Origin of the sequence: Streptomyces sp. CMB-StM0423 (assembly GCF_002847285.1) — a bacterium.
Taxonomy (GTDB): Bacteria; Actinomycetota; Actinomycetes; order Streptomycetales; family Streptomycetaceae; genus Streptomyces.
Genome location: NZ_CP025407.1, coordinates 582,728 through 606,801, shown reverse-complemented (window position 1 = coordinate 606,801; position 24,074 = coordinate 582,728). Strand labels below are relative to the sequence as shown.

Genomic DNA, 24,074 nt, shown 5'->3' with positions numbered 1-24,074 from the left:
CCGTACCGCCTCTCACACCCGCCGCTGCACGTGCAGTAGATACTCCTTGCGGTCCAGCGGGTTGTGGTCGGTACGCGGCCGGGCCGGGGCCGGGCCGCGCACCGCCCGGTAGCGGCCGAAGGCCGTCTCCAGCACGCCCTCGCCCCGGGTCAGCCCCGGCAGCCGCCGTTCGAGACCGTGCACCCGCGCCGCCGGCACCTCGCCCTCCAGCACCGCGACCCCGCCGCGCACCTCCTGCCCGTCGACCACCGCGGCCAGCGCCGCGAACACCGGCCACAGCGCGGGCACCGCGTCCTCCGGCGCCTCCAGCCGGAACCGCTGCACGGGCTCGTGCACCTGCGTGCCCGCGCGCTTCAGCGCGTCCGCCAGCACCAGCGGCGTGATGCCGCGGAAGTCGGCGCCGGTGCTCGACATGGCCTTGCTGAAGCCCTGGTGGGCGTGGCTCTGCCGGGGCCAGTAGCCGGAGTGCGTCATCGTCACCCGGACGTCGGGGATCTCCCAGCCGGACAGACCCTGGTGCAGCGTCGCGCGGACCGTGTCCTCGACGGCCTTGAAGAACGCGTACGGCATCGAGCCCAGCTCCACCGCGAGCCCGAAGGCCACCCCCGTGCCGGGCGGCGCGGGGTCGACGCGCAGCCCGACGGTGGCCAGGAACGGGTTGGTGTCCGTGTCGCCCTTCTCGTACGCCGAGCCGCTGCCCGCCAGCCGCTCGACGTGGATGACCGACGACTCGCGGAAGGAGACCGGCAGCCCGTACTCCTCGGCGAGCGTGGCCCCGATGACCTCCTTCTGCACCTCGCCGTAGAGGGAGACGTACAGCTCCTGCAGACCGCCAGGACCGGCCCCCTGGCGCAGCGCGATCAGCGGGTCCTGCTCTGCCAGTTGGAAGAGCGCCGCGTGCAGCGTGCCCCGGTCGGCGGCCCGGTCCGGCACCACCACCGTCTCCAGCGTCGGCGGCGCGAAGTGGTGCCGCCGCGCGTCCGCGGCCCGGCCCACGGCTGAGCCGGCCGCTGCGCCGACCGCGTCGCCGATGCGCACCCCGGCCAGGCCCCGCACCAGCCCGATGCGGCCGGCCCCGACTCCGGCCGCGGGCACCGCCGCGCCCTGCTCGAAGACCTCGACTCCGGTGACCTTCTCCGTCACGGGGGCGCGGTCGCCGTCGCCGTACGCCAGTTCCTGGCGGGTGCGCAGCGTGCCGGCGAGCATCCGCACGTACGCGACCTTCTCGCCGCCGGGGCCTCGCTCGACCTTGAAGACCGTGCCCGCGGCCGGACCCTCCGGGTCCCCGGCCGGAGCGGGCAGCAGCTCCTTGATGCCCGCGGTCAGCTCCGCGACGCCCGCGCCGGTGGCGGCGGAGCCGAAGTACACCGGGTGCACGAGCGCGCCCGCGGTCTGCTCCGCGAGGCTCTTGCGCAGCCTGCGGTACGTCACCGCCGCCTCGTCGGCGACGTAGTCCGCGAGCAGCGCGTCGTCGTGGCCGGCGAGGACGTCGGCCAGCCGGGCGGCGAACTCCGGGTCGTCCGGCCCGTACGGGGTGAACGCGGCGGCGCGGGTGCCGAGTCCGCGGACGGAGCCCATGGCGACGGCGCCGGGCGTGAGCTTCGCGGCGATGTCGCGCACCAGTGCGTCGTCGCGCGCGCCGCGCCGGTCGGTCTTGTTGACGAAGACGAGCGTGGGGATCGCGAGCCGCCGCAGCGTGCGCATCAGCACGCGCGTCTGCGCCTGCACGCCCTCCACGGCGGAGACCACGAGCACCGCGCCGTCGAGCACGTGCAGCACCCGCTCCACCTCGGCGATGAAGTCCGGGTGACCGGGCGTGTCGATGAGGTTGACGGTGATGCCGTCGAGCGCGAAGGAGACGACGGCCGACTTGATGGTGATGCCGCGCTGCCGCTCCAGCGCGAGCGAGTCGGTGCGGGTGCTGCCGTCGTCGACGCTCCCGACCTCCTCGACGACCCCGGCCGCGTGCAGCAGCCGCTCGGTCAGGCTGGTCTTACCGGCGTCGACATGGGCCAGGATTCCCAGGTTCAGCGTGTGCACGGAGCGTCATGTCCCTTGCGTAGGTGGCGATGGCCTGCTGGGTGGACATGAACGCTGCGCGCATGCGCGTTTCCTCTCGGTCCTGGGACAGGGGTCTGCCGTGCCCGGCCAGTGGAGCAGCGGCCGGCCGGGCACGGCAACCGAATTAACGCCTAGCGGCGGCCGAACCGCTCGATCAGCTCGGACTGGTAGGACGTCGTGCCCTCGACCCGCTCGTAGCTGCCCACGGCCCAGGGACCGCCGTGCCGCCCGCCCGGCGCCAGGCCGGTGAACTCGTACGACTGCGTCTCGCCCGCCGTCACCGTGGCGCCCTCGTGGCGGGTCCAGCGGCGGCCGTCGTAGTGCCAGAGCACCGGCGGGCCCTCCCACCGGTACGGGTCGCCCGACACCCAGATGCCGCCGCGGCCGTCGCCGGTGAGGGCCTCGGCGAAGAGCCCGTTCACCGGGCCGGTGACGTCCCGCCACCTGCGGCCGTTCCCGTGCAGGACCCTGGGCTCGGCGAATTCCCCGCCGTCGGCCGCGGGGACCCGGCCGGTCGCCCAGACGCTGCGGTCGGACTCCACGTGGACGCTGGTCAGCCGCAGGTCCGGGTCGCCGGGGGCCTCGGCCTCGGTCCAGCGGCCGTTCCGCCAGCGCATCACCACGGGGCGGCTCTCCTGGCCGACGTGGGCGAAGCCGCCGACGGCCCAGGCGCTCCGGGGGGAGCGCGCGTCGACGTCGGCCAGGTCCAGCCCGTTCGGCACCTTCTCCGTCTTCCAGGAGCCGTGCGCGTACGTGCTCAGATACCTCCAGCCCACCACCCACGCGCGGCCCCGCTCGGCGGCGATCTCCGCGGAGCCGTGGTGCTCGCCGCCGGGCAGCTCCGGCAGCGGCACCTGCCGCCACTTCCGGCCGTCGTAGCGGACGACGTATTCGTCGTCGTCGTTCCAGCCGTACGCCCATACGTCGCGGGGCGAAGCGGAGTCGACGCTGTTCCAGTAGTAGACCGGCGGCAGGGCGGGGTCCTCGACCTCCCGCCAGCGCCGGCCGTCCCAGTGCAGCACGACGCCGTCCGGCATGCCCTCGTAGAGGCTGTCGGCGCCGACGGCCCAGACGCTGCCGCCCGCGGACGTCACCGAGTGCAGCCAGGCCCCGTCCGGCAGGCTGCCGGCGAGCGATATCTCCCAGCGGGGTTCGTGCGCGCGGCCCGCGGCCGTCGCGGGGGCGGCGAGCGCGGCGCCCGCGGCGAGCGCCGCGGCGATCGCCAGGGCGGTGCGTACCCGAGTCCTCATCCGTGAATTCCCTTCCAGCGGTGCGGTCTGACACGGAGTCAGACCGCCCGCCGGTGGTGAGGGTTGTCCGGGTATTTCAGTTATGTCAGCACGTCACCGGAGGTGCGCCCCGGCGTCGCCCGACGTTCACCCCGGCGCCCCCCCCGCGGGGCTCACCGGGCGCGTACGGCGTCCAGTTCGGCGACCGAGGCGAAGGTATTCGACGCGCCGTGCTCACTGAGCACCTTCAGTGCGATGTGCCTCGCCTTCACCTCCCGGAACGGCACGGTGAACTCCGTGCGGTCCTCGGGGAAGCTGCCCGCCGCCACCGTCCGCCAGCGCTCGCCGTCGGCGGAGACCAGCACCTCGTAGTCCTTCACCCGGCCGTTGAGGCCGCCGTCCTGCCGCGGCATGTAGCGGACCCCGGCGAGGCGCCGCTGGGCGCCCGTGTCGACGGACAACTGCTGCGGCAGCGCGGCACCGTAGCCGCTGTGCCAGTGGGTGTACGGGTCGTTGTCGACGGCGCGCGCCGCCCCGCCCGGCTCGCCGGCGCTCTCCTCGCTGGTGGCCGTCGCCGTCCAGCCCTCCTGCCCGTACAGACCGGGGTTGGCGCCGATCTGCGACTCGGGGTCCGCCGGGTCGGAGACCGTGACCGGCAGTGCGTCGCCGACGCGGTCGTAGGCGTCGAGGAACGGCTGCACGGGGGAGCCGGCCGGGGCCGCCCAGGTGCGGTCGGCGACGACGGCGAGCGGGCGGCGGGCGAAGTAGTCGACCCAGCCGGCGGAGTAGTCGTAGGTGCGGTCGGACCAGCGGGCCATCCGGTAGCCGCGGATGTTGGGTGCGGACTCGAACGGGTAGTCGCGGTACACGTCGCGTACGTCGAAGAAGGCGTAGTCACCGGGCGTGGCGCCGAATCCGGCGCTCATGTACAGCTTGCTCTCCTCCATCCCCACGGTCGGGTAGCCCTCGGCGGCCCGGCCGCCGGGGGGCGAGAGCCATTCGGTGACCGCGGTGCGCTTGTCCGGGTCGATGCTCGTGGGCTGCTGGAAGTCCCACCACTGCCAGACCTCCGCCGTCCTGCCCTCGGCGCGGACGGCCCCGGCGAGGTCGTCGATGAACTCCACCAGCACGTCGCCGGGGTAGGGGTAGCCCTGCTTCTTCTGGTACGCGACGAGCTCGGGGCACGCCTCCTGCGCCGGGCGCAGCGGGATCTCGTCGGTGCCGAGGTGGAGGTAGGGGCTGTCGAAGACGTCCGCGACCTCGGCGACCAGTTCGCGGGCGAAGCGCCGCGTCTCCGGCTTGGTGTAGTCCAGGGTCCAGTGGCCGCGGTCCGAGCCCTCCCAGCCGTTGCTCGGCCGGGACATCGACTCGCAGGCGAACGCCAGGTCGGGGCGGGCGTCGCCGATGGAGACGGCGTGCCCGGGCAGGTCGATCTCCGGTACGAGCGTCACGCCGTAGTGCGCCGCGTAGTCCTCCAGGTCGCGCAACTGGCGCTTGGTGTAGTGCTGTTCCGCGACGATCTCCGGATACTTGTCGCTCTCGATGCGGTAGCCGTTCCAGTCCGTCAGATGCAGGTGGAAGGTGTTGAGCTTGTACCAGGCGAGCTGACGGATCTGCTGTCTGAGGTAGTCCACGGAGTAGTACCGGCGGCCCGCGTCGAGCATCGTGCCGCGCTCGCCGTGGGTGGGGTGGTCGCGTACGGTCCCGCGGGCGACCTCGTGCTCCGCGTCGCTGGTGCGCAGGGCCTGGAGCAGGGTGCGGGTGCCGTAGAGCACGCCTCGGCGGTCGGGGGCGGTGATCCGGGCCGAGTCGGCGAGGTCCAGCTCGTACCCCTCGGGGGAGGGGGCGCCGCCGCCGAGGGCCAGGCCGATGTCGCCCGGGCCGGGGCGGCCGGTGGCGATCCGCGGGCGCAGCCCCTCCTGGAGGTCCAGTTCGCGGGCGAGCGTCGCCGCGGTGGGCGCCAGTCGCCCGGCATCACCGCGGTCCAGCACGATCCGGCTGTGCCGGGTCAGCTCCCACGTGCCCGTGCCGCCCTCCCACGAGCGGACCGAAGGGACCGTGACGGGCGCGGGGTTGGGCTCGGCGGCCTGGCTCGCGGGCACGCCGGGGGCGAGGGACAGCAGCATCCCGGCGGCCGCGGCGAGCCACGGCGCGCGGCTGCCGGGGCGCCGGTTCCGGCGGCGGGCATACGGCCCGGGGTGCGGCGTCGTGCGTACGGACGGGCTGCGCGGTGCTGGCGCTGGGGTCTCCTGCGGCATGGCGGCTCCCTCGGGCGACGTCAACTGCCCAGGCGTACCAGCCCGTCGGCGACCGCGGCCATGGACGGAAGCGCGGCGCGGCGTGGACTTACGCGCCCGCGCACCCCGATGCCGTATCGCCCATTGCCGTATGGTGTGAGGATCGGTCAAGCTGTTTGTGGATTAATCGCCCGGTCGAGGGAAACTTGACCGGCTCGTTTGCGCCAACCTTGCCCCTGTCCCGACATGCCGCACTACGGTTGGCGGTCCACCCAGGACCCCGGTGACTATGACCTCGGCTGCCTGCCCCAGGCTGGGCAGAACGGGCCCCGTGGGGGGAGCACGTGGTGTACACAGACGACGTGACCGGAGCTTCGTGGCGTACCGGCGGCGACGACCACGCCGACCGGGTGGAGTCGCGCTTCGCGCGGAGCTACCGGCTGCACGGATTCACGGTGCTGGAGCTGACCGGCGAGATCGACCTCGCCGCCCAGCTCGATGTCGAGCCGTACCTCGACGTGATCACCGGCGCGCCCGCGCCGCGCGTGATCATCGACCTGCGGCGGACGGAGTTCCTCGACTGCTCGGGACTGCGGCTGCTGATACGCGCCCGCAGGCGCACCGGCGACCGCGGCGGCGAGCTGCGGCTGGTCTGCCCCGAGGGCGGCACCGTGCACCGGGTCCTGCGGTGCTGCGGCCTCCTCGACGCGCTCGGTCCGGTGCCGACGCTGGCGGACGCCCTGCCCGGAGAAAACCCGGAAGCGGTCGCTAGTCAAATTTGATTAAAATCGCGCTCATGTGTTCAGCACAAGCAGCAGAGAACGACCCGCCGGGCCCGGGGCCCGCGGCCGGCGCGGCGAGCCTCGCCGACACCCACGACATGATCAAGGTGCGCGGCGCCCGGGCGAACAACCTGGCCGGCATCTCGCTCGACATCCCCAAGCGGCGGCTCTCGGTCTTCACCGGCGTCTCCGGCTCCGGCAAGTCCTCGCTCGTCTTCGGCACCATCGCCGCGGAGTCGCAGCGGCTGATCAACGAGACGTACAGCGCCTTCGTCCAGACCTACATGCCGAACCTGCCCCGGCCGGACGCCGACGGGCTGCACAACCTCTCCGCCGCCATCGTCATCGACCAGGAGCGGATGGGCGCCAACTCCCGCTCCACGGTGGGCACGGCCACCGACGCGTACGCGATGCTGCGCATCCTGTTCAGCCGGCTCGGCGAGCCGCACGTGGGCACCTCGGGCGCGTTCAGCTTCAACATCCCCGAGGGCATGTGCCCGCGCTGCGAGGGCCTGGGCGAGGTCTCGCAGATCGACGTCGACCAGCTCGCCGACCGCCGGCTCTCGCTCAACGAGGGCGCCGTCACCATCCCGAACTTCGCCGTCGGCAACTGGTACTGGGAGGTCCTGGTCTCCTCCGGCTTCTACGACCCGGACAAGAAGCTCGCGGACTTCACCGACCAGGAGTGGCACGACCTCCTCCACAAGGAGACCGTGAAGGTCAAGGTCGGCAACCACAACATCACGTACGAGGGGCTCATACCCAAGATCACCCGGATGTGGCTGGTGAAGGAGCGCGACGCGCTGCAGAGCCACGTCCGCGCCTTCGTCGACCGCGCCGTCGTCTTCGCCGGGTGCCCCGACTGCGGCGGCACCCGGCTTTCCGCCGCCGCGCTCTCCTCGAAGATCCAGGGCCGGAACATCGCCGAGTGCGCCGCCCTGCAGATCACCGACCTCGCCAAGTTCGTCCGCGCGATCGAGGACGAGTCGGTGGGGCCGCTGCTGGACAACCTGCGCGGGGTGCTGGACTCGCTGGTCGAGATCGGCCTCGGCTACCTCAGCCTCGACCGCCCCTCCGCCACCCTCTCCGGCGGCGAGGCGCAGCGCGTGAAGATGGTCCGCCACCTCGGCTCCAGCCTCACCGACGTCACGTACGTCTTCGACGAGCCCACCATCGGGCTGCACCCGCACGACATCCGGCGGATGAACGACCTGCTGCTGCAACTGCGCGACAAGGGCAACACCGTGCTCGTCGTGGAGCACAAGCCGGAGGTCGTCGCCATCGCCGACCACGTCGTGGACCTCGGCCCCGGCGCGGGCAGCGACGGCGGGCACGTCACCTTCAGCGGCGACGTGCCGGGCCTGCGCGCCTCCGGCACGCTGACCGGCCGGTATCTGGAGCACCGGGTACGGCTGCGGGAGCGGCCCAGGCAGCCGCGCGGGCACATCGCCGTCGCGGGCGCCGACCTGCACAACCTCCGCGACGTCGGCGTCGAGGTGCCGCTCGGGGTGCTCACGGTGGTCACCGGCGTCGCCGGCTCCGGCAAGTCCTCGCTCGTGCACGGCTACCTCGCCGGGCGGGACGGCGTCGTGGTCGCCGACCAGTCGCCGATCCGCGGCTCGCGGCGGTCCAACCCCGCGACGTACACCGGGCTGCTCGGCCCGATGCGTACCGCCTTCGCGAAGGCCAACGGCGTCAAGGCCGCGCTCTTCTCGGCCAATTCCGCCGGCGCCTGCCCCAAGTGCAAGGGCATCGGGCTGATCTACACCGACCTGGCGATGATGGCCGGCGTCGCGTCCGTGTGCGAGGAGTGCGAGGGCAAGCGCTACACGCCCGAGGTGCTCACGTACACGCTGCGCGGCAAGAACATCAGCGAGGTGCTGGAGATGTCGGTCGCCGAGGCGCACGGCTTCTTCCCCGCCGGCCAGGCGCACGCCATCCTCGGCCGGCTCGCCGACGTGGGCCTGGGCTACCTGCGCCTCGGCCAGCCGCTCAACACCCTCTCGGGCGGCGAGCGGCAGCGGCTGAAGCTGGCCATCCACATGGCCGAGAAGGCGGCCACGTACATCCTCGACGAGCCGACCACCGGGCTGCACATGGCCGACGTCGACAAGCTGCTCGCGCTGCTCGACCGGCTGGTCGACGACGGCAACACGGTGGTCGTCATCGAGCACCACCAGGCGGTCATGGCGCACGCCGACTGGCTGATCGACCTCGGCCCCGGCGGCGGCCACGACGGCGGCCGGGTGGTGTTCACCGGCACCCCGGCCGACCTGGTAGGGAAGGCGGACACGCTCACGGCGCAGCATCTGCGCGAGTACGTCGACCGGGACTGACCCGGCCCCGGGGAGCGCCTACGCCGCCGCCACCCGCGGCATCCACATCGGCTCCTTGCCCAGCTCCGCCCAGATGTACCGGAGCAGCAGCTCGGACTTGAGCCCGGCGCTCCCCGGGTCGTCCCACAGGTTGCGCGTCTCGCCCGGATCGGCGCGCAGGTCGAACAGCTCGCCGTACGTGCGCCCCTGATAGACCGTCAGCTTGTACCGGTCGTCGACGTACGTGCGCAGGCTGACCGCGGTCGGCTCGTGCCGGAACTCGCAGATGACGTGGTCCCGCGCGCTCGGCGCGCCGCCGGTGAGGACCTCCGCCTGGCTCACGCCGGTCATCTCCCGCGGCACCGGCAGCCCGGCCAGCTCCAGGAACGTCGGCGCGAGGTCGACGGTCGACACCAGCGCGGAGGAGGCGCGCCCCGCGGGCACCCGGCCGGGCAGCCGGGCGAGGAACGGCACCCGCAGCAGGTCCTCGTAGTGGAACGCGCCCTTGGCCTGCAGCCCGTGCTGGCCGAAGAAGTGCCCGTGGTCGGTGGTGAACACCACGATCGTGTCCCCGGCCAGCCCCAGCGCGTCGAGCCGGTCCAGGATCCGGCCGACGTACGCGTCGAGCATGCTGACCATCCCGTAGTACGTCGCCACCAGCCGGCGCCGCTCGGCGGCCGGCAGCCGGTGGGAGTGGAAGCCGTGGACGTACTGCCCCGACTCCTGCCACGGCGAGAAGTCCGGCCGGTCCTGCTGGGTGAGGCCGAAGTGCGGCGGGTTGCCGTCGTGTTCGCCCGCGACGGCCTCCGGCACGGTCAGCGCGTCCGGGTCGTACATCCGGTCCCAGGGCTCGGGCACGAGGTAGGGCGGATGCGGGTCGAAGAAGCTGGCCCAGCAGAAGAACGGCTCGTCCCCCTCCGCGTACCCCTCAAGCAGCGTGCCGGTGCGCTCGGCGATCCAGGCGTTGTAGTGCAGTTCCTCCGGGATCGGCCAGGTGTGCCGCACGCCGGGGTCCAGGGTGCCGGTCGGCGGCCGGAAGTACCGCCGCCAGTCCGCGCAGCCCTGCTGCTCCAGCCAGAGGGCGTAGTGCTGCCCCGCGTGCGCCTCCGCGGTGTGGTTGCGGGCCAGCTCCACGTGGTCGAAGCCGTAGTACGGGCCGTGGAAGTCCCGCCAGAAGTCCAGGTCCTGCAGCAGCGGGTACGACTCGATCGAGGGGTGCTCCGCCGTGCTCGCGAGCGGCTGGAAGTGCGCCTTGCCGACCAGCGAGGTGGTGTACCCCGCGGCGCCCAGGTGCTGCCCGAGCGTCGGCTGGTCCTCGGGCAGCTTGGTGCCGAGCGTCCACGCGCCGTGCTGGCTGGGGTACTTGCCGGTGATCATCGAGGCGCGGGTCGGGGTGCACGTCGGGTTGGGGCAGTAGGCGCGCTCGAAGGCGGTGCCCTGGGCGGCGAGCCGGTCGAGGTGCGGGGTGCGGATCTCGGGGTTGCCGCGGCCGAGGGTGTTCCAGTGCTGCTGGTCGCTGGTGAGGAGCAGGATGTTGGGACGGCGGGCGGGCTGCGTCATACGGTGCGCTTCCTGACGGGGGCGGGAGCGGGTGGCGTACGCGGTACGGAGCTCGTGCAGTGGTCAGGGGAGCGTCACCCGGAACGGGCCCCCGGATCAAGCCCCTCGCACGGCCCCGGGCACGGGGGTGGCGCGGAGCGCGAAGAGCAGCGGGACCGCGGGCCGGGTCGCCGGCAGCCGCCACCAGCCGCTCGCCGGGTCCCGCTCCATTGCCGCGAACCGCGGCCACGGCAGCAGGTCCGTCTCGCGCAGCAGGTCGACGGCGAGCCCGGCGCCGGCCAGCGCCGTGACCACGTCGCCGAGGCCGTGGCGCCACTCGTAGCTGGTGAGGGCTCCGGTGAGCGGCGGGCCGTCGGTGTACGTGTACGGGGAGTCCTTGCGGACGGGGCCGCGGCCGGCGAGGTAGTCGTGGCGCAGCAGCAGCTCCGGCACCTCGCCCGGATCGCCCGCGGGGCCCAGGGAGTTGAGCAGCGGGTGGAACTCGGCCAGGTACAGCACGCCGCCGGGCCGCAGCAGGGCCCGTACCACCCCGGCCCACGCCGCGAGATCCGGCAGATAGCAGAGCGCGCCCTTGCCGGTGTAGACGACGTCGAAGCGCCGGCCCGCCAGCGCCTCGGGCGCCTTGTGCACGTCGGCCCGTACGAACTCCACCTCCCGGCCCGCCGCCGCCGCGATCCGCCGCGCCCCGGTGACGGACGCGGCGGAGAAGTCGAGGCCGACCGTGCGGGCCGCGCCCCGCTCGGCGAAGGCGAGGGTGTCGGTGCCCAGATGGCACATCAGGTGGAGCACGTCCCGGCCGTGCAGGTCGCCGAGGTCGTCCCACTCGAAGGGGGCGAACCAGTCGGCCGGCGCCCGCGAGCCGTCGAGGCCGTAGAAGTCGCTGCGCGCGTGCACGGGAGCGCGGGCGTCCCAGTTGGCCTCGTTGGCGCGGAGCATCTCGGCGACCGTGGGCGCCGGTTCGTCAGCCGTCATGGCACCTTTCTACCCGCGCCGCGGTCTGCTGCCGCGCCATTCCGGGGTACGGGCCGCCCGCCGCGTCGGGGGCCGGGCGCCCGCGCGTGACGATGCGGCCGCCGGCCGCGTCCACCGTCCGCATCTGCAGGGAGCCGCACTGGCACCGGGTCCAGATCGTCATCCCCCTGCCCGTACGGTGCTGCGAGACCGTGTGGAACGGCGTGCTGTCCGCCCAGCCGCAGTGGGGGCAGTGACCCTCGAACAACGTGTTGTCCCCTCCCCGCCGTACCCTCCGGCGGTTCTCGTCCGGCCGCGGCCCCTCGGCCGGGCCCGCGTTCCTTGCCTCTTCAGCATGGAAGTTTGATTCGTTCAGGTCTAGGTTGGATTTATGGAGCGCATCGTGAAGGAGGACCTACATGATTGACCTGCGCCGGCTGCGCGTGCTCCGCGCGGTCGCGTACTACGGCACCGTGACCGCAGCCGCCGAGTCACTCCACCTCACGCCCTCCGCCGCCTCCCAGCAGATCCGGCAGCTCGCCCGGGAGCTGGACGTCCGGCTGCTGGAGCCGCAGGGCCGCCGGGTGCGGCTCACGCCGGCCGCGCGCGGGCTCCTCGCGCACGCCGACGTCATCGAGGCGCAGTGGGAGCGGGCGGCGGCCGAACTGCACGCGCTCGGCGAGGAACCGGCCGGAGAGCTGCGCATGTCCGGGTTTCCGAGCGCGATGTGCCGGCTGCTGGCACCGGTGGCCGGCGCGCTCCGTGCGGCGCATCCGCGGCTCGACGTACGGCTGCGCGAGGCGGAGCCCGCGGACTGCTACGACCTGCTCTTCGACTGCGAGACGGACCTCGCCGTCGTGGAGGCGTCCGCCGAGGCGCCGGCCCGCGGCGACCAGCGCTTCGAGCAGCACACGCTCATCGAGGACCCCTTCGACCTGGTCGTGCCGGAGGACCACCCGCTGGCCGCGCGTACGGCGATCGAGCTGGCCGAGGCCGCGGGGGAGCAGTGGATCATCGGCCCCCCGGGCGTCTGGTCGCGGCAGCACGTGCTCGCGGCCTGCAGCGCGGCGGGCTTCGGGCCCAACGTGACCCACGAGGCGTGCGACTGGACCGTGACGGCGGTGATGGTCTCCAACGGGCTCGGCGTCGCGCTCGTGCCCCGGCTCGCGCAGTTCTCCGGCGTGCCGTCGATCCGCCGGCTGCGGATCACCGGGGTGCCGGTCCCGTCGCGTACGTTCCTCACCGTCACCCGGCGCGGTGCGACCGGCAGCCCCGCGGTGCGCGCCGCGCTGGACGCGCTGCAGGTGCGGGCGAAGGAGACGGTCGGGTAGCGAGGAGACGGCCGGACCGCCGAAGGGCCCGCGGGCCCGCGGTTGCACGGAGCCCGCGGGCCCGCGGGAGTGGGCGGGGCGGAGGAGGGTGCCCCGCCCCCCGGGGAGGGGGGTGGGTGACGACCGGACGGCAGGCGCTCGGGCACCGCCGGCCGGCCGCCGCTCGGATGCCGGCGGGGAACCGGCATGGCCGGGCGGGTCGTCGGTACGACCCGCGCCGGCCGGGCGGCGGTGCCTAGTGGGCGCCGGCGCCGGTGAGGGAACGGACCTCGAGTTCGGCGTACTTCTTGCCGGTGGCGTCCTCGTCCTTGGACAGGATCGAGCCGAGCCAGCCGAGGATGAAGCCGGCCGGGATGGAGATCAGGCCCGGGTTCTCCAGCGGGAACCACTGGAAGTCCACGCCCGGCCACATGCTGGTCTCCTTGCCGGACACCACCGGGGAGAACAGCACCAGGAACACCGAGGTGAACAGGCCGCCGTAGATGGACCACAGCGCGCCCTGGGTGGTGAACCGCTTCCAGAACAGGCTGTAGAGGATCGTCGGCAGGTTCGCCGACGCCGCCACGGCGAAGGCCAGGGCCACCAGGCCGGCGACGTTCAGACTGCCCGCGAAGACGCCCAGCAGGATGGCGACCGCACCGATCCCGACGGCGGCGATCCGGGCCGCCGCGATCTCCTCCTTCTCGGTGGCCTTGCCCTTGCGGATGACGTTGGCGTACAGGTCGTGCGCGAACGACGACGACGATGCCAGCGTCAGTCCTGCGACGACCGCGAGGATCGTGGCGAACGCGACCGCGGAGATCATCGCCAGCAGGATCGCGCCTCCGGTGGATCCCGCTCCGCCGCCGATTTCTTCCGCGAGTAGTGGTGCCGCGGTATTGCCCGCCGGGTTGGACTCGACGATCGTCTCCTGTTTGATCAGCGCGGCGGCGCCGAAGCCCAGCGCGATGGTCATCAGGTAGAAGCCGCCGATGATGCCGATCGCCCAGAGCACGGACTTACGCGCGGTCTGCGCGGTCGGCACCGTGTAGAAGCGGATCAGGATGTGCGGCAGACCCGCGGTGCCCAGCACCAGCGCGATGCCCAGCGAGATGAAGTCGATCTTCGAGGTGGTCGTCACCCCGTACTTCAGCCCCGGCTCCAGGAACGACGCGCCCTTGCCGGAGTTGTCCGCGGCGGCGCCCAGCAGTTGGGAGATGTTGAAGTCGAACTTCGCCAGCACCAGGATCGTGATCAGCAGCGTGCCCAGGATCAGCAGCACGGCCTTGATGATCTGCACCCAGGTGGTGCCCTTCATGCCGCCGATGGTGACGTACAGGATCATCACCAGGCCGACGAGGACCACGATGAGGTTCTTGCCCGCCTCGCCGGTGATCCCCAGCAGCAGAGCGACCAGGGCGCCCGCGCCGACCATCTGCGCCAGCAGGTAGAAGATCGACACCACGATGGTCGACACCCCGGCCGCGGTGCGTACGGGACGCTGGCGCATCCGGTACGCGAGCACGTCGCCCATGGTGAACCGGCCCGAGTTGCGCAGCGGTTCCGCGACCAGCAGCAGCGCCACCAGCCAGGCGACCAGGAAGCCGATGGAGTACAGGAACCCGTCGTAACCCGCCAGCGCGATGGCGCCCGCGATGCCCAGGAAGGAGGCCGCGGACATGTAGTCCCCGGAGATCGCCAGCCCGTTCTGGAAGCCCGTGAAGGAACGGCCGCCCGCGTAGTAGTCGGTGGCGTCCTTCGTCTTGCGTCCCGCCCACACCGTCACCGCGAGCGTGAGCGCCACGAAGACCGAGAACAGCGTGACGATCAGCGTGCGGTGCTCACCCGGATCCGACTGGGCGACCATCTGCAGCGCGTTCGTGGTGGCGCCCGTCATTTCCCGACCTCCGTGCCACTGCCGGCCACCCGGCCCTCGACCTCAGCCTTGAGCTGCTCGGACCTGGGGTCGAGCTTCGCGGCGGCGTGCCGCGCGTACCACCATGCGATGGCGAACGTGGTGACGAACTGCGCGATGCCCAGCACGAACGCCACGTTGATGTTGCCGACGACCTCGGTGCCCATGAAGCCGCCCGCGTAGTTCGACAGCAGCACGTACAGCAGGTACCAGACGATGAATCCGACGGTCAGCGGAAACGCGAACGAACGGTGCGCGCGTCGCAGCTCCCCGAACTCCTCGCTCTGCTGTACTTCCTCGTACACGTCCGGCGATCTGCCGGTCGGGGGTGTGCTGCTCATCGCGGCCTCCATGGGCGCCTTGGGGGACGGGGGTGTCCGGACGGGCCGGGCGCGGCCACCGTAGAAGCGCACGGGCCGCCGCGCGAGCCGCCGCGCGGCGGTGGTGCCGTGAACGGCGGCGCGGATGCGCCGAGCGGTAGCGAAGGCACGACGAGCGGTCGGCCGGGCGGCGGTTCGGGCCGAACGGCGTGCGGTGGGCGGCGGTCGTACGCGGTGGGCCGGCCGGTCGCACGTAACGGGTCGGTGCTCGCACGCGGTGGGGCGGCCGCCCGTACGCCGTCGGTCAGTTCGCCGTACGTCCCGGGCGGCGCGGCAGGTCCAGCGACTCGGGGGCGTGCAGCCGCAGCAGCGCGTGCGCCGTACCGCTGGGCACGCTGCGCCTCGTCAGCCACGAGCCCCCCACCATCACCGCGAACGCCAGCGGCACCGTCCACGCGGCCGGCCGCGCCAGCAACGCCCCCGGCCAGCCGCCGGGTTGCACGCCGAACATCGTCGCCGCCACCGTCGCCAGCGCCGCCCCGCCGCCCGCGAGCAGCCCGGCGGCGGCGCCCTGCGGGGTCAGCCCGCGCCACCAGATGCCGAGCAGCAGCAGCGGGCAGAACGACGAGGCCGCGACCGCGAACGCCAGCCCCACCACGTCCGCGACGGGCCGCTCCACGACCACCAGCGACGCCACGCACGGCACCGCCGCCGCGGCCACCCCGGCGAGCCGCAGCCGCAGCACGGTCGCCCGCACCTCCGCGCGGGCGTCGGCCGCCTTGCCCGGCGGGGCCGTCGCCCGCCGGGCCCGTCTGCGCTCCAGCTCCTGCCCCAGCACACCCGCCACCGACATCGTCAGGCCGGAGGCGGTGGACAGGAACGCCGCGAACGCGCCCGCGGTCAGCAGCGTGCCGAGGACCGCCGCGGCCGGGCCGCCGCCGAGCAGCCGGTCGGGGAGGAGGAGCAGCGTGGCGTCCGTGCGGCCGGTCATGAGGAGTTCGGGGGTGTAGAGGCGGCCGAGGGCGCCGTAGAGCGGCGGCAGCAGGTAGAAGGCGGCCAGCAGCCACAGCACGGTCCAGGTGGTGCGGCGGGCGGCGGGGCCGTCGGGGTTGGTGTAGAAGCGGACGATGACGTGCGGCAGGCCCATGGTGCCGAGCAGGGTGGCGATGAGCAGCGAGTACGTGCCGTAGCCGGGGTGTTCCGTACCGGACAGCGGGCGCGTCCAGTTGAGGCCGTCGACGGGCTCCTCGTCGACCGGGTGCGGCACGTCGGCGCCGGCGGGGAACCGGACCCGGGTCTCCTCGCCGATCGCGTGCACGCCGGGGCCGATGCGCACCCGGTCGCCGTCCAGCCGCTCGCCGTCGAGCCGGCCGTGCACCGTGACCCGTACCGGAACCTCCACCCGTACGTCGACCGCCTGGTGCACGGTCACCGTCGTCGTGTCCCGGAACCGCGGCGGCGCGTCGGCGTCCGGCCACGGCGCGCCGTCCGCGCGCCAGGCCAGCAGCAGGAAGATCACCGGCACCGCGAGCGCCGTCAGCTTCAGCCAGTACTGGAACGCCTGCACCGCCGTGACACTGCGCATCCCGCCGGACGCGACGGTCGTCATCACCACCGCCGCGACGGCCACCGGGCCGACCCACAGCGGGGCGCCGGTGACGGTGCGCAGGGTGAGCCCCGCGCCCTGGAGCTGGGGCAGCAGATAGAGCCAGCCGATGAGGACGACGAGCACCGAGGCGAGCTGCCGTACGCGCTTCGACTGCAGCCGGGCCTCGGCGAAGTCCGGGACGGTGTACGCGCCGGAGCGGCGCATCGGCGCGGCGACGAAGGCGAGGAGGACCAGGTAGCCGGCGGTGTAGCCGACGCCGTACCAGAGCATGTCGGCGCCGTACGCGAGCACGAGGCCCGCGATGCCGAGGAAGGACGCGGCCGACAGGTACTCGCCGCCGATGGCGGAGGCGTTCTGCAGCGGCGTCACGGCGCGGGAGGCGACGTAGAAGTCGGAGGTGGCGCGGCCGGGGCGCAGCCCGTACACGCCGAAGAGGGCCGTGGCTACGCAGACGACGGCCACGGCGACGGCGGGCTGGACGGTGTTCACGTGCTGTGCCCTGTCACGACCGCGGTCACGACCGCTCGACCAGGTCCGCGAACTCGGCCTCGTTCTTGCGCGCCTGGCGCTGGTACACCCACGCCAGCGCGAGGATCACCGGGTGCACCGCGACCCCGATCACCAGCCACGGCACGGGCACGCCGGCCAGCGTGCTGTCGCGCACGCTGGGCACGGTCGCCAGCAGCACCGGCAGCACGCCGAGCACGACGCCGAGGGCGCCGACGACGAAGGCGGCGAGGCGCAGTTGGGTGCGCATCAGGGAGCGGAGGTAGACGTCGCCCAGCGGGGTCTGGCGGCCCAGGTCGTCGGCGACGAGGGCACGGCTGCCGGGCAGCGGCTGGGAGCTGCGGGCGGCGAGGGTGCGGGGGTGGGCGACGGTCACGCGGGGCGGCGGCTCGGGTGGTTCCGGCGGGGCGGTGCTCTGCGGGGTGCGGCTGTGGGGCACGTGGGAGTCGGGCGTTCCGGTCTGCCGGGCGGCCTCGGCGTCGCCGTTCTGCTGCGCGCCGTTTTTCCGGGTGCCGCTCTTCTGCGCCCTGCTCTTCTGCGAACTCGCCTTGGCTGCGCGGCCGCCGGGCGCACCGCTCTTCCGCGCGCCGCTCTTCGGCGCGGAGATCCCCCGATCGCCCGCCATGTCACACCGCCGCCGTGGGTGGATGTCGGACCAGCATCTCGCGGACCTGACGGGTGTGCCGCCGGCTGACCGGCAGCACGTGCCCGCCGAGGACCACGTACGTACGCCCCGCCTCCATCCGCAGCTCGCGCACGTGGTGCAGGGCGACGAGGTGGCTGCGGTGGATGCGGACGAACCCGGCCGCCCCCCACCGCTCCTCCAGCGTCGCGAGCGGGATACGGACGAGGTGGCTGCCGCCGCCGGTGTGCAGCCGCGCGTAGTCGCCCTGCGCCTCGGCGTAGAGCACCTCTCTGCGCTGCACGAACCGCGTGACACCGGCGAGTTCCACGCTGATGACCTCGTCCGCCACTGCCGCGCGGTCCGCCGGCGCCGCACCGACCGGCTCGGGCTGCTCGTCCGGCGCCGGCTCCGCGGCCGACTCGGCACAGCGGCGCACCGCCTCCGCGAGCCGCTCCGGCGCCACGGGCTTGAGCACGTAGTCCGCGGCGCGCAGCGCGAACGCCTCCACCGCATGATCCTCGTGCGCGGTGACGAACACCACCCGCGGCGGCTGCGCGAACCGGGATATCAGCCGGGCCAGCGCCAGCCCGTCCAGGCCCGGCATGCCGATGTCCAGGAACACGGCGTCCACCGAACGGCCCGAGGCCAGCGCCCGGTCCAGGGCCAGCAGCGCCTGCTGCGCGTCGCCGGCCGTCTGCACCTCGGCCACCCGCGGGTCGCGGCGCAGCAGGTACGCCAGCTCCGCCAGCGCGGGCTCCTCGTCGTCGACGGCGAGAGTGTGCAGCATGCGGGAACCCTATGCGGGGCGCGGCGGCAGCGAAACCCGTCTCTCGCTCACATCCCGCCGGGGCCGCTCTGGACCGCGTCCGGATGGAACTTCGGCACCCGGACGTGCACCTTCGTCCCGGCGCCCGGAGCGGTCTCGATGACGAGTCCGTAGGCGTCCCCGTAGACCTGCCGCAGCCGCTCGTCGACGTTCCGCAGCCCGATGCCCGGCGCCCGCGGCGCGTCCCCCGCCAGCTCGGCCAGCTCCGCCAGATCACCGGCCAGGGTGCGGGCCAGCGTCTCCGCCGCCATGCCGGCGCCGTCGTCCTCGACGCTGATCAGCGCCTCGCTGCCGCCGTCGGCCGCGGTGATGGTGAGCCGGCCGGGCCCCGGCTTCTTCTCCAGCCCGTGCCGTACCGCGTTCTCCACCAGCGGCTGGAGGCACAGGAACGGCACCACGACGCTCAGCACCTCGGGCGCCACCCGCAGCGAGACCTCCAGCCGGCCGCCGAAGCGGGCGCGCTCCAGCAGCAGGTAGCGGTCGATGCAGCGCAGTTCCTCGGAGAGGGACGTGAAGTCGCCGTGGCGGCGGAAGGAGTAGCGCGTGAACTCGGCGAACTCCACGATCAGCTCGCGGGCGCGCTCCGGGTCGGTGCGCACGAAGGAGGCGACGGTGGAGAGGGAGTTGTAGATGAAGTGCGGGGAGATCTGCGCGCGCAGCGCCCGCAGCTCCGCCTCGCTGGCGGCGGCCCGGGAGCTGTCCAGCTCGGCCAGCTCCAGTTGCGCGGAGACCCAGCGGGCCACCTCGGAGGCGGCGCGCACCAGGCCCGCGGACGCTTGCGAGGTGAAGACGGCGAGCACGCCGTCGACGCGGCCGGCGACCGCCAGCGGCACCGCCACGGCGTGCCGCAGCGGGCAGTCCGGCCAGGCGCAGGCCACCTCGCGGGGGCCGATGACCTGCGTGCGGCCGCTGTCCGTCACCTGGGCCGCGGCGTCGGGGACGGCTTCGGAGTGGTCGTGGCCGGGCTTGCCCTCGGGGCCGTCCCAGGCCAGCAGCTCGCCCGTGCCGTCCGCGAGCGCGAGCGCGGGCACGCCGAGGAGGTCGCGCAGGTGCGGGGCGGCGCGGCGAGCGGTGTCCGCGGTGAGGCCGGCGCGCAGCGGGGGGCCGGCGAGGGAGGCGGTGTGCAGCGTCTCGTACGCGGCGCGCTCCTGCGCCGTGCCGTACTGCTGGTTGCGTGCGACGCGCACGCCGATGAGCACCGCGGCGGCGCAGAGCACCACGACGGCTCCGAGCAGCAGCGCGGCGGTGGCGGCCGACATCCCGGGCATGGACGGACGCTACCGCGCCGGGGGCGGTCGGCGGCAGCGGGCGTCGTCAGGCAAGAGGCCCGGCAGTGCCGTCAGCGGGCCGCCGGCCGGGGCGCGGGCCGCGCCTTCAGCACCGCCGGCCGGAGGTGCGGTCAGCGGGAGGTGCGGTCAGCCGGAGGTGCCGGCCACGGAGCCCGGCAGCACGTTCTCGACGTAGTCGGCGACCGCGGCCTCCAGTCCCACGTCCTGCTGCTTCTGCTCGGCCAGCAGCCAGCGGTGCTCCAGCACCTCGTGGTAGATCTGCGCCGGGTCGACCTGGCCGCGCAGCGCCGGCGGCACCGCGCCCACGGTGGGGCGGAAGACCTCCCGCACCCAGCGGTGCGCCAGCACCTCGGGCCGGGCGCCGAGCGGGTCACCGGGCGCGTAGTCGTCCTGGGTCGCCATCCAGCTCTCCAGGTCGTTCAGCAGCCGGCGGGCCTGGTTCTCCTCGGTGTCCATGCCGGTGAGCCGCAGCAACTGGCGCTGGTGGTGGCCGGCGTCGACGACCTTCGGCACGAACGAGACGGTGTCGCCGCCCGGCGAGTGTGTGATCTGCATCTCGGCCACGTCGAAGCCGAGGTCGTGCAGGCGGCGTATGCGGCGCTCGATGTAGTGCCGCTTGTCCGCCGGGTAGACCGACTGCCGGGTCAGCTCGTGCCACAGGTCCCCGTACCGCTCGGCGATGGCTGCGCCGAACGGGATCGGGTCGATCGACGGGTGCAGCGCCCCGGACGCCTCCAGGTCCATCAGCTCGCCCGAGATGTTCATGCGGGCCAGCTCGATGTCGTACTCCCGCTGGCCGTTGCTCAGCCGCGGCTGGATCTGCCCGGTCTCGGCGTCCACCAGATACGCGGCGTACGCCCCGGCGTCCCGGCGGAAGAGGGTGTTGGACAGCGAGCAGTCGCCCCAGGCGAAGCCCGCCAGGTGCAGCCGGACGAGGAGCACGGCCAGCGCGTCCATCAGCCGGTTCACGGTGCCCGGGCGCAGCGTCGTCTCGAACATCGCCCGGTACGGGCGCGAGCCCACCAGATGCCGGGTGACCAGCGCCGGCTCCAGCGGCTCGCCGTCGGCGCCGGTGCGGCCGGTGACGACCGCGAGCGCGTCCACGGCGGGGATGCCGAGCCGGTCGAGGTCGCGCAGCAGCTCGTACTCCCGGCGGGCGGCGCGCTCCGGCACCTCCTTGATCGCCACGACCTCCTCGCCGGCCTCGGCGAAGCGCACCACGTGCCGCGAGATGCCACGGGGCAGATCGACCAGGCAGTCCTCCGGCCAGGCGTCGAGCGGCAGCTCCCAGGGCAGGTCGAGCAGCGCGGCGGGATGCTCCGGGTTGGTGGCGCTGATCTGCAGCTCGGGGCGCACGGCGGTCCTCCTCGGTCGTTCGTCTTCCATCATGCGGTGCCGGCCGCGGCGGCGAGGAACTGGGTGGTGGCCAGCTCCGCGTAGAGCGGGTCGCCGGCGACCAGCTCGGCGTGCGTGCCCACGGCCCGCACCTCGCCGGCGTCCATCACCACGATCCGGTCGGCGCTGGTGACGGTCGACAGCCGGTGGGCGACGACGAGCACCGTGGTGTCGCGCGACACCTCCGCGACGGTGTCGCGCAGCGCCGCCTCGTTGACCGCGTCCAACTGCGACGTGGCCTCGTCGAGCAGGAGCAGCCGGGGCCGGCGCAGCAGCGCCCGGGCGATCGCGACGCGCTGGCGCTCACCGCCGGACAGCTTGGTGCCGCGGTGGCCGACGAGGGTGTCCAGGCCCTGCGGCAGCCGCGCCACCAGCTCCTCGAGCCGGGTGGTCTTCAGCACCTCCCGTACGTCGTCCTCACCGGCCGCGGCGTTGCCCAGCAGCAGGTTGTCCCTGAGCGAGCCGGAGAGCACGGGGGCGTCCTGCTCCACGTACCCGATGGCGGCGCGCAGGGCGGGTATCTCCCAGCGGGTCACGTCGTCGCCGTCGAGGAGTATCCGTCCGGCGGTCGGCTCGTAGAACCGCTCGATGAGCGAGAAGACGGTCGTCTTGCCCGCTCCCGACGGGCCGACGAACGCCGTCATGCCGCGCGGCGGTATGGCGAAGCTGACGCCGTGGTGCACATGGGGCAGGTCGTCCGCGTACCGGAAGCGGACGTCCTCGAAGGCCAGCGCCGCCGGCTCGGCCCCCGGCTCCGGCAGCGGCGCGGGCTCCGCGGCGGGCTCGGCCGGCAGGAGCTGCGCCTCGCGGATCCGCTCCAGTGCGGCGGCCCCCGTCTGGTACTGCGCGACCGCGCTCACCACCTGCTGGATCGGGGACATCAGATAGAAGACGTAGAGCAGGAAGGCGACCAGCGTGCCGACCTCGATCGCCCCGGTCGCCACCCGGGCGCCGCCCACTGCCAGCACGGTGATGAACGCGACCTGCATGGACAGGCCCGCCGTGTTCCCGGCAAGCGCCGACCACTTGGCGGCCCGCACGCTCTGCCGCCAGGACTCCTCCGCCGCCTCGTGCACCGCCCGCTCCTCGCGGTGCTCGGCGCCCGACGCCTTGATCGTGCGCAGCGCGCCGAGGACCCGCTCCAGCGCCGCACCCATCAGGCCCACGGACTCCGCGGCCTTCTTGGCCGCCCGGTTGATGCGCGGCACGATGACGCCGATGACGGTGCCGGCCGCGAAGATCACGCCGGCCGTCACGGCGAGCAGCACGGGATCGACGACGCCCATCAGCACCAGCGTCGCCACGGCGGTCAGACCGCCGGTGCCAAGCCCGACGAGGGTGTCGGTGGTGACCTCGCGCAGCAGCGTGGAGTCGGACGTCACCCGGGCCATCAGGTCCCCGGGCTCCGTGCGGTCCACGGCCGCTATCCGCAGCCGCAGCAGATAGGAGCTGAGCCGGCGCCGCGCCGTCAGCACCACCGACTCGGCGGTGCGCCGCAGCACGTACGAACCCAGCGCCCCCACCCCGGCGTTGGCGACCACCAGCACCGACATCACGAACAGCGCACCGGCGATGGAGCGGTCGTGCGACAGGTCGTCGATCAGCGACCGCGCCACCAGCGGCAGTGCGAGGCCGGTGGCGCCCGTCGCCAGTGACAGCAGCGCTCCGGTGAGCAGCGCCCAGCGGTGCGGCCGCGCGTACGCGAGCAGCATCCGCCACGGCGGCGTGCCTGCTTCGGGGGTTTCGTCCACGGCCATTTCGCACCTCCGGCGATCTCACGGGGATCCTACGGCGACGGCCGGACAGCGCCGGAAGTTATCCACAGGGGCCCCGGAGCAGCCGCGGGGGGTCCGGGGTGCCGAGGGCCCGGCTCGGCGCCCCTGCCGGCCCTTCGGCGCCTCACCCCGCGGCGTAGATGTCCCGGTAGCGGCGCAGCGCCCGGCGGCGCAGCTCCCCGGCCGGCTCGCCCGCGAAGCGGTCCGGAGCCAGTGCCGCGAGGCCGGTGCCCGGCTCGCCGCCGTCCATCGCCTCCGCGAGCGCGGCCGCCGCGCCCGCGGCGTGCGTGACCCAGATCGCCGTCGCCGACCACAGCCCGGGCAGCCCCGTGAACGGGCCGAGCAGCGGCAGGTTGTCCGGGGTCACGGAGAAGACCCCGTTGAGGCGGACGGCGGGCGTGAAGCGGTGCGCGGGCGGCAGCAGCGCGAGCGCGGCGGCCACGGCCCCGTCGAACGGCTCGCCCGGCCAGGGCTCCTCCGCCCGCGCCCCCAGGTCCGCAGGCGCCACCGGCCGCAGGTCGTGGTCGTACGTGCCGATCCCGTCCCGGTCGCCGTGGTCGCGGGCGTAGGCGTGGTGCTCGGGCCAGCGTACGAACGGCCCGCGCGGATGCCGCTCTGGGCGCGGCCCGCCGTAGACGTACGGATGGGACACCGGCGTCAGCGGCAGGTCCACGCCCGCCTGGGCGGCGAGCAGCGGCCCCCAGATCCCGGACGCGAGCACCGTGTCATCGGCCGGTACGAGCGTGCCGTCGGCGAGCCACACGCCGTGCACCCGCCCGGCGCGTATCTCCAGGCCCGTCGCCTCCGCGCCGTCGGCGAACTCCGCGCCCCGGGCCTCCGCCCGGCGCCGCTGCACCGCGGTCAGCAGCCCGGCGCGGGCGGTACCGTCGCCGGGGAAGTGCAGCCCGGCCACGGCCGTGTCCGGGTCGACGAGCCGCGGCGCCAGCGCCGCGGCCTCCTCGGGCCCCACCAGCCGGGCGGTCAGTCCCGCGGTCTCCGCCGCGGCGGCGCGCCCGCGCAGCGTCTCGTACGCCGCGGGCGTGGTGGCGACCTCCAGGCAGCCGGTCTCCTCGAAGCCGGCGACGCCTCGCGCACGGGCATCACCGGTCGCGTCGTAGTCGTCCGTGAGCCCCCGGTAGATCCGCACCGTGGCCCGGGCCAGCTCGGTGAGGACCGGGGCCTCGCCGAGCACGCCGACGTAGCCGGGCGCGTGGCCCGTGGACCCGTACAGCCGGCCCGCGGGGGAGCGGTCGAGGACGGTGACCTGACAGCCGTCCCGCCCGGCCAGCTCCCGGGCCAGCGACGAGCCGACGATGCCGGCCCCGACGATCACGATGCGGCGAGTCATGCGGCGATCGGACCACGGGC

At 73.8% G+C, this 24,074-nt stretch carries 18 protein-coding genes; 4 read left to right on the top strand and 14 right to left on the bottom strand.

Annotated features, from left to right (window positions below):
* Positions 1-12: 12 nt before the first annotated feature.
* The 3 genes from CXR04_RS02530 to CXR04_RS02520 form a co-directional block, all read right to left on the bottom strand.
* Positions 13-2,040, bottom strand: a complete 2,028-nt coding sequence (locus CXR04_RS02530) for a GTP-binding protein (RefSeq protein ID WP_101420269.1) — start codon at positions 2,038-2,040, stop codon at positions 13-15.
* Between the two features lie 152 nt (positions 2,041-2,192).
* Positions 2,193-3,311: a hypothetical protein gene (locus CXR04_RS02525; protein ID WP_101420268.1), complete on the bottom strand. Its 1,119-nt coding sequence runs from the start codon at positions 3,309-3,311 to the stop codon at positions 2,193-2,195.
* A 152-nt stretch (positions 3,312-3,463) separates the two neighbouring features.
* Complete coding sequence (locus CXR04_RS02520; RefSeq protein ID WP_101420267.1) at positions 3,464-5,548, bottom strand: family 20 glycosylhydrolase; 2,085 nt, start codon at positions 5,546-5,548, stop codon at positions 3,464-3,466.
* Between the two features lie 326 nt (positions 5,549-5,874).
* Here CXR04_RS02520 and CXR04_RS02515 point away from each other — a divergent pair, with 326 nt between their 5' ends.
* Positions 5,875-6,309, top strand: coding sequence for an anti-sigma factor antagonist (locus CXR04_RS02515; RefSeq protein WP_101420266.1), 435 nt, complete (start codon positions 5,875-5,877; stop codon positions 6,307-6,309).
* 98 nt (positions 6,310-6,407) lie between these two features.
* Positions 6,408-8,645, top strand: coding sequence for an ATP-binding cassette domain-containing protein (locus CXR04_RS02510; protein ID WP_101420265.1), 2,238 nt, complete (start codon positions 6,408-6,410; stop codon positions 8,643-8,645).
* A gap of 18 nt (positions 8,646-8,663) precedes the next feature.
* On the opposite strand, the gene CXR04_RS02505 is transcribed toward CXR04_RS02510, so the two are convergent.
* Both CXR04_RS02505 and CXR04_RS02500 read right to left on the bottom strand, forming a co-directional pair.
* The gene (locus CXR04_RS02505; protein WP_101420264.1) at positions 8,664-10,184 is read right to left on the bottom strand and encodes a sulfatase family protein; all 1,521 of its coding nucleotides are present in this window, start codon (positions 10,182-10,184) and stop codon (positions 8,664-8,666) included.
* Between the two features lie 96 nt (positions 10,185-10,280).
* The gene (locus CXR04_RS02500) at positions 10,281-11,156 is read right to left on the bottom strand and encodes a class I SAM-dependent methyltransferase (protein WP_101420263.1); all 876 of its coding nucleotides are present in this window, start codon (positions 11,154-11,156) and stop codon (positions 10,281-10,283) included.
* 86 nt (positions 11,157-11,242) lie between these two features.
* Between CXR04_RS02500 and CXR04_RS36615 the strand changes: the two genes are divergently transcribed.
* Together CXR04_RS36615 and CXR04_RS02490 are read left to right on the top strand one after the other, a co-directional pair.
* Complete coding sequence (locus CXR04_RS36615; RefSeq protein WP_199850379.1) at positions 11,243-11,392, top strand: hypothetical protein; 150 nt, start codon at positions 11,243-11,245, stop codon at positions 11,390-11,392.
* A gap of 162 nt (positions 11,393-11,554) precedes the next feature.
* Entirely contained in the window at positions 11,555-12,466 is a 912-nt protein-coding gene (locus tag CXR04_RS02490; RefSeq protein ID WP_101420261.1) for a LysR family transcriptional regulator, read from the top strand.
* A 235-nt stretch (positions 12,467-12,701) separates the two neighbouring features.
* Here the strand turns inward: CXR04_RS02490 and CXR04_RS02485 are convergent, their stop codons facing one another.
* The 9 genes from CXR04_RS02485 to CXR04_RS02445 all read right to left on the bottom strand — a co-directional run bounded on the left by CXR04_RS02485 (position 12,702) and on the right by CXR04_RS02445 (position 24,054).
* Positions 12,702-14,342 (bottom strand): solute symporter family protein, encoded by a 1,641-nt coding sequence (locus tag CXR04_RS02485; protein WP_101420260.1) that lies wholly within the window; start codon positions 14,340-14,342, stop codon positions 12,702-12,704.
* Positions 14,339-14,713: a DUF485 domain-containing protein gene (locus CXR04_RS02480; RefSeq protein ID WP_101420259.1), complete on the bottom strand. Its 375-nt coding sequence runs from the start codon at positions 14,711-14,713 to the stop codon at positions 14,339-14,341. Before CXR04_RS02480 ends, CXR04_RS02485 begins: the two co-directional genes overlap by 4 nt.
* 271 nt (positions 14,714-14,984) lie before the next feature.
* Positions 14,985-16,778 carry a sodium/solute symporter gene (locus tag CXR04_RS02475; protein WP_101420258.1) on the bottom strand — a complete coding sequence of 598 codons (1,794 nt, stop codon included), beginning with the start codon at positions 16,776-16,778 and terminating at the stop codon, positions 14,985-14,987.
* Between the two features lie 25 nt (positions 16,779-16,803).
* Positions 16,804-17,421 carry a hypothetical protein gene (locus tag CXR04_RS02470; RefSeq protein ID WP_101420257.1) on the bottom strand — a complete coding sequence of 206 codons (618 nt, stop codon included), beginning with the start codon at positions 17,419-17,421 and terminating at the stop codon, positions 16,804-16,806.
* A 1-nt stretch (position 17,422) separates the two neighbouring features.
* Complete coding sequence (locus tag CXR04_RS02465; protein WP_101420256.1) at positions 17,423-18,208, bottom strand: LytR/AlgR family response regulator transcription factor; 786 nt, start codon at positions 18,206-18,208, stop codon at positions 17,423-17,425.
* A 47-nt stretch (positions 18,209-18,255) separates the two neighbouring features.
* On the bottom strand, positions 18,256-19,506 hold the full coding sequence (locus tag CXR04_RS02460; protein WP_101420255.1) for a sensor histidine kinase: 1,251 nt from the start codon (positions 19,504-19,506) through the stop codon (positions 18,256-18,258).
* Between the two features lie 156 nt (positions 19,507-19,662).
* Positions 19,663-20,922: a DUF4032 domain-containing protein gene (locus CXR04_RS02455; protein ID WP_101420254.1), complete on the bottom strand. Its 1,260-nt coding sequence runs from the start codon at positions 20,920-20,922 to the stop codon at positions 19,663-19,665.
* A complete protein-coding gene (locus CXR04_RS02450) occupies positions 20,922-22,688 on the bottom strand; it encodes an ABC transporter ATP-binding protein (protein ID WP_101420253.1) in 1,767 nt (588 codons plus the stop codon). Before CXR04_RS02450 ends, CXR04_RS02455 begins: the two co-directional genes overlap by 1 nt.
* Before the next feature lie 142 nt (positions 22,689-22,830).
* Positions 22,831-24,054 (bottom strand): NAD(P)/FAD-dependent oxidoreductase, encoded by a 1,224-nt coding sequence (locus CXR04_RS02445; RefSeq protein WP_101420252.1) that lies wholly within the window; start codon positions 24,052-24,054, stop codon positions 22,831-22,833.
* Positions 24,055-24,074 lie beyond the last annotated feature (20 nt).

Bases quoted from the DNA above. Each gene is read 5' to 3' on its own strand.
- CXR04_RS02445 (WP_101420252.1), bottom strand. From the start codon at position 24,054: ATGACTCGCCGCATCGTGATCGTCGGGGCCGGCATCGTCGGCTCGTCG.
- CXR04_RS02465 (WP_101420256.1), bottom strand. From the start codon at position 18,208: ATGCTGCACACTCTCGCCGTCGACGACGAGGAGCCCGCGCTGGCGGAG.
- CXR04_RS02480 (WP_101420259.1), bottom strand. From the start codon at position 14,713: ATGGAGGCCGCGATGAGCAGCACACCCCCGACCGGCAGATCGCCGGAC.
- CXR04_RS02510 (WP_101420265.1), top strand. From the start codon at position 6,408: ATGATCAAGGTGCGCGGCGCCCGGGCGAACAACCTGGCCGGCATCTCG.
- CXR04_RS02520 (WP_101420267.1), bottom strand. From the start codon at position 5,548: ATGCCGCAGGAGACCCCAGCGCCAGCACCGCGCAGCCCGTCCGTACGC.
- CXR04_RS02455 (WP_101420254.1), bottom strand. From the start codon at position 20,922: ATGGAAGACGAACGACCGAGGAGGACCGCCGTGCGCCCCGAGCTGCAG.
- CXR04_RS02490 (WP_101420261.1), top strand. From the start codon at position 11,555: ATGATTGACCTGCGCCGGCTGCGCGTGCTCCGCGCGGTCGCGTACTAC.
- CXR04_RS02485 (WP_101420260.1), bottom strand. From the start codon at position 14,342: ATGACGGGCGCCACCACGAACGCGCTGCAGATGGTCGCCCAGTCGGAT.
- CXR04_RS02460 (WP_101420255.1), bottom strand. From the start codon at position 19,506: ATGTCGGCCGCCACCGCCGCGCTGCTGCTCGGAGCCGTCGTGGTGCTC.
- CXR04_RS02500 (WP_101420263.1), bottom strand. From the start codon at position 11,156: ATGACGGCTGACGAACCGGCGCCCACGGTCGCCGAGATGCTCCGCGCC.
- CXR04_RS02525 (WP_101420268.1), bottom strand. From the start codon at position 3,311: ATGAGGACTCGGGTACGCACCGCCCTGGCGATCGCCGCGGCGCTCGCC.
- CXR04_RS02450 (WP_101420253.1), bottom strand. From the start codon at position 22,688: ATGGCCGTGGACGAAACCCCCGAAGCAGGCACGCCGCCGTGGCGGATG.
- CXR04_RS02505 (WP_101420264.1), bottom strand. From the start codon at position 10,184: ATGACGCAGCCCGCCCGCCGTCCCAACATCCTGCTCCTCACCAGCGAC.
- CXR04_RS02470 (WP_101420257.1), bottom strand. From the start codon at position 17,421: ATGGCGGGCGATCGGGGGATCTCCGCGCCGAAGAGCGGCGCGCGGAAG.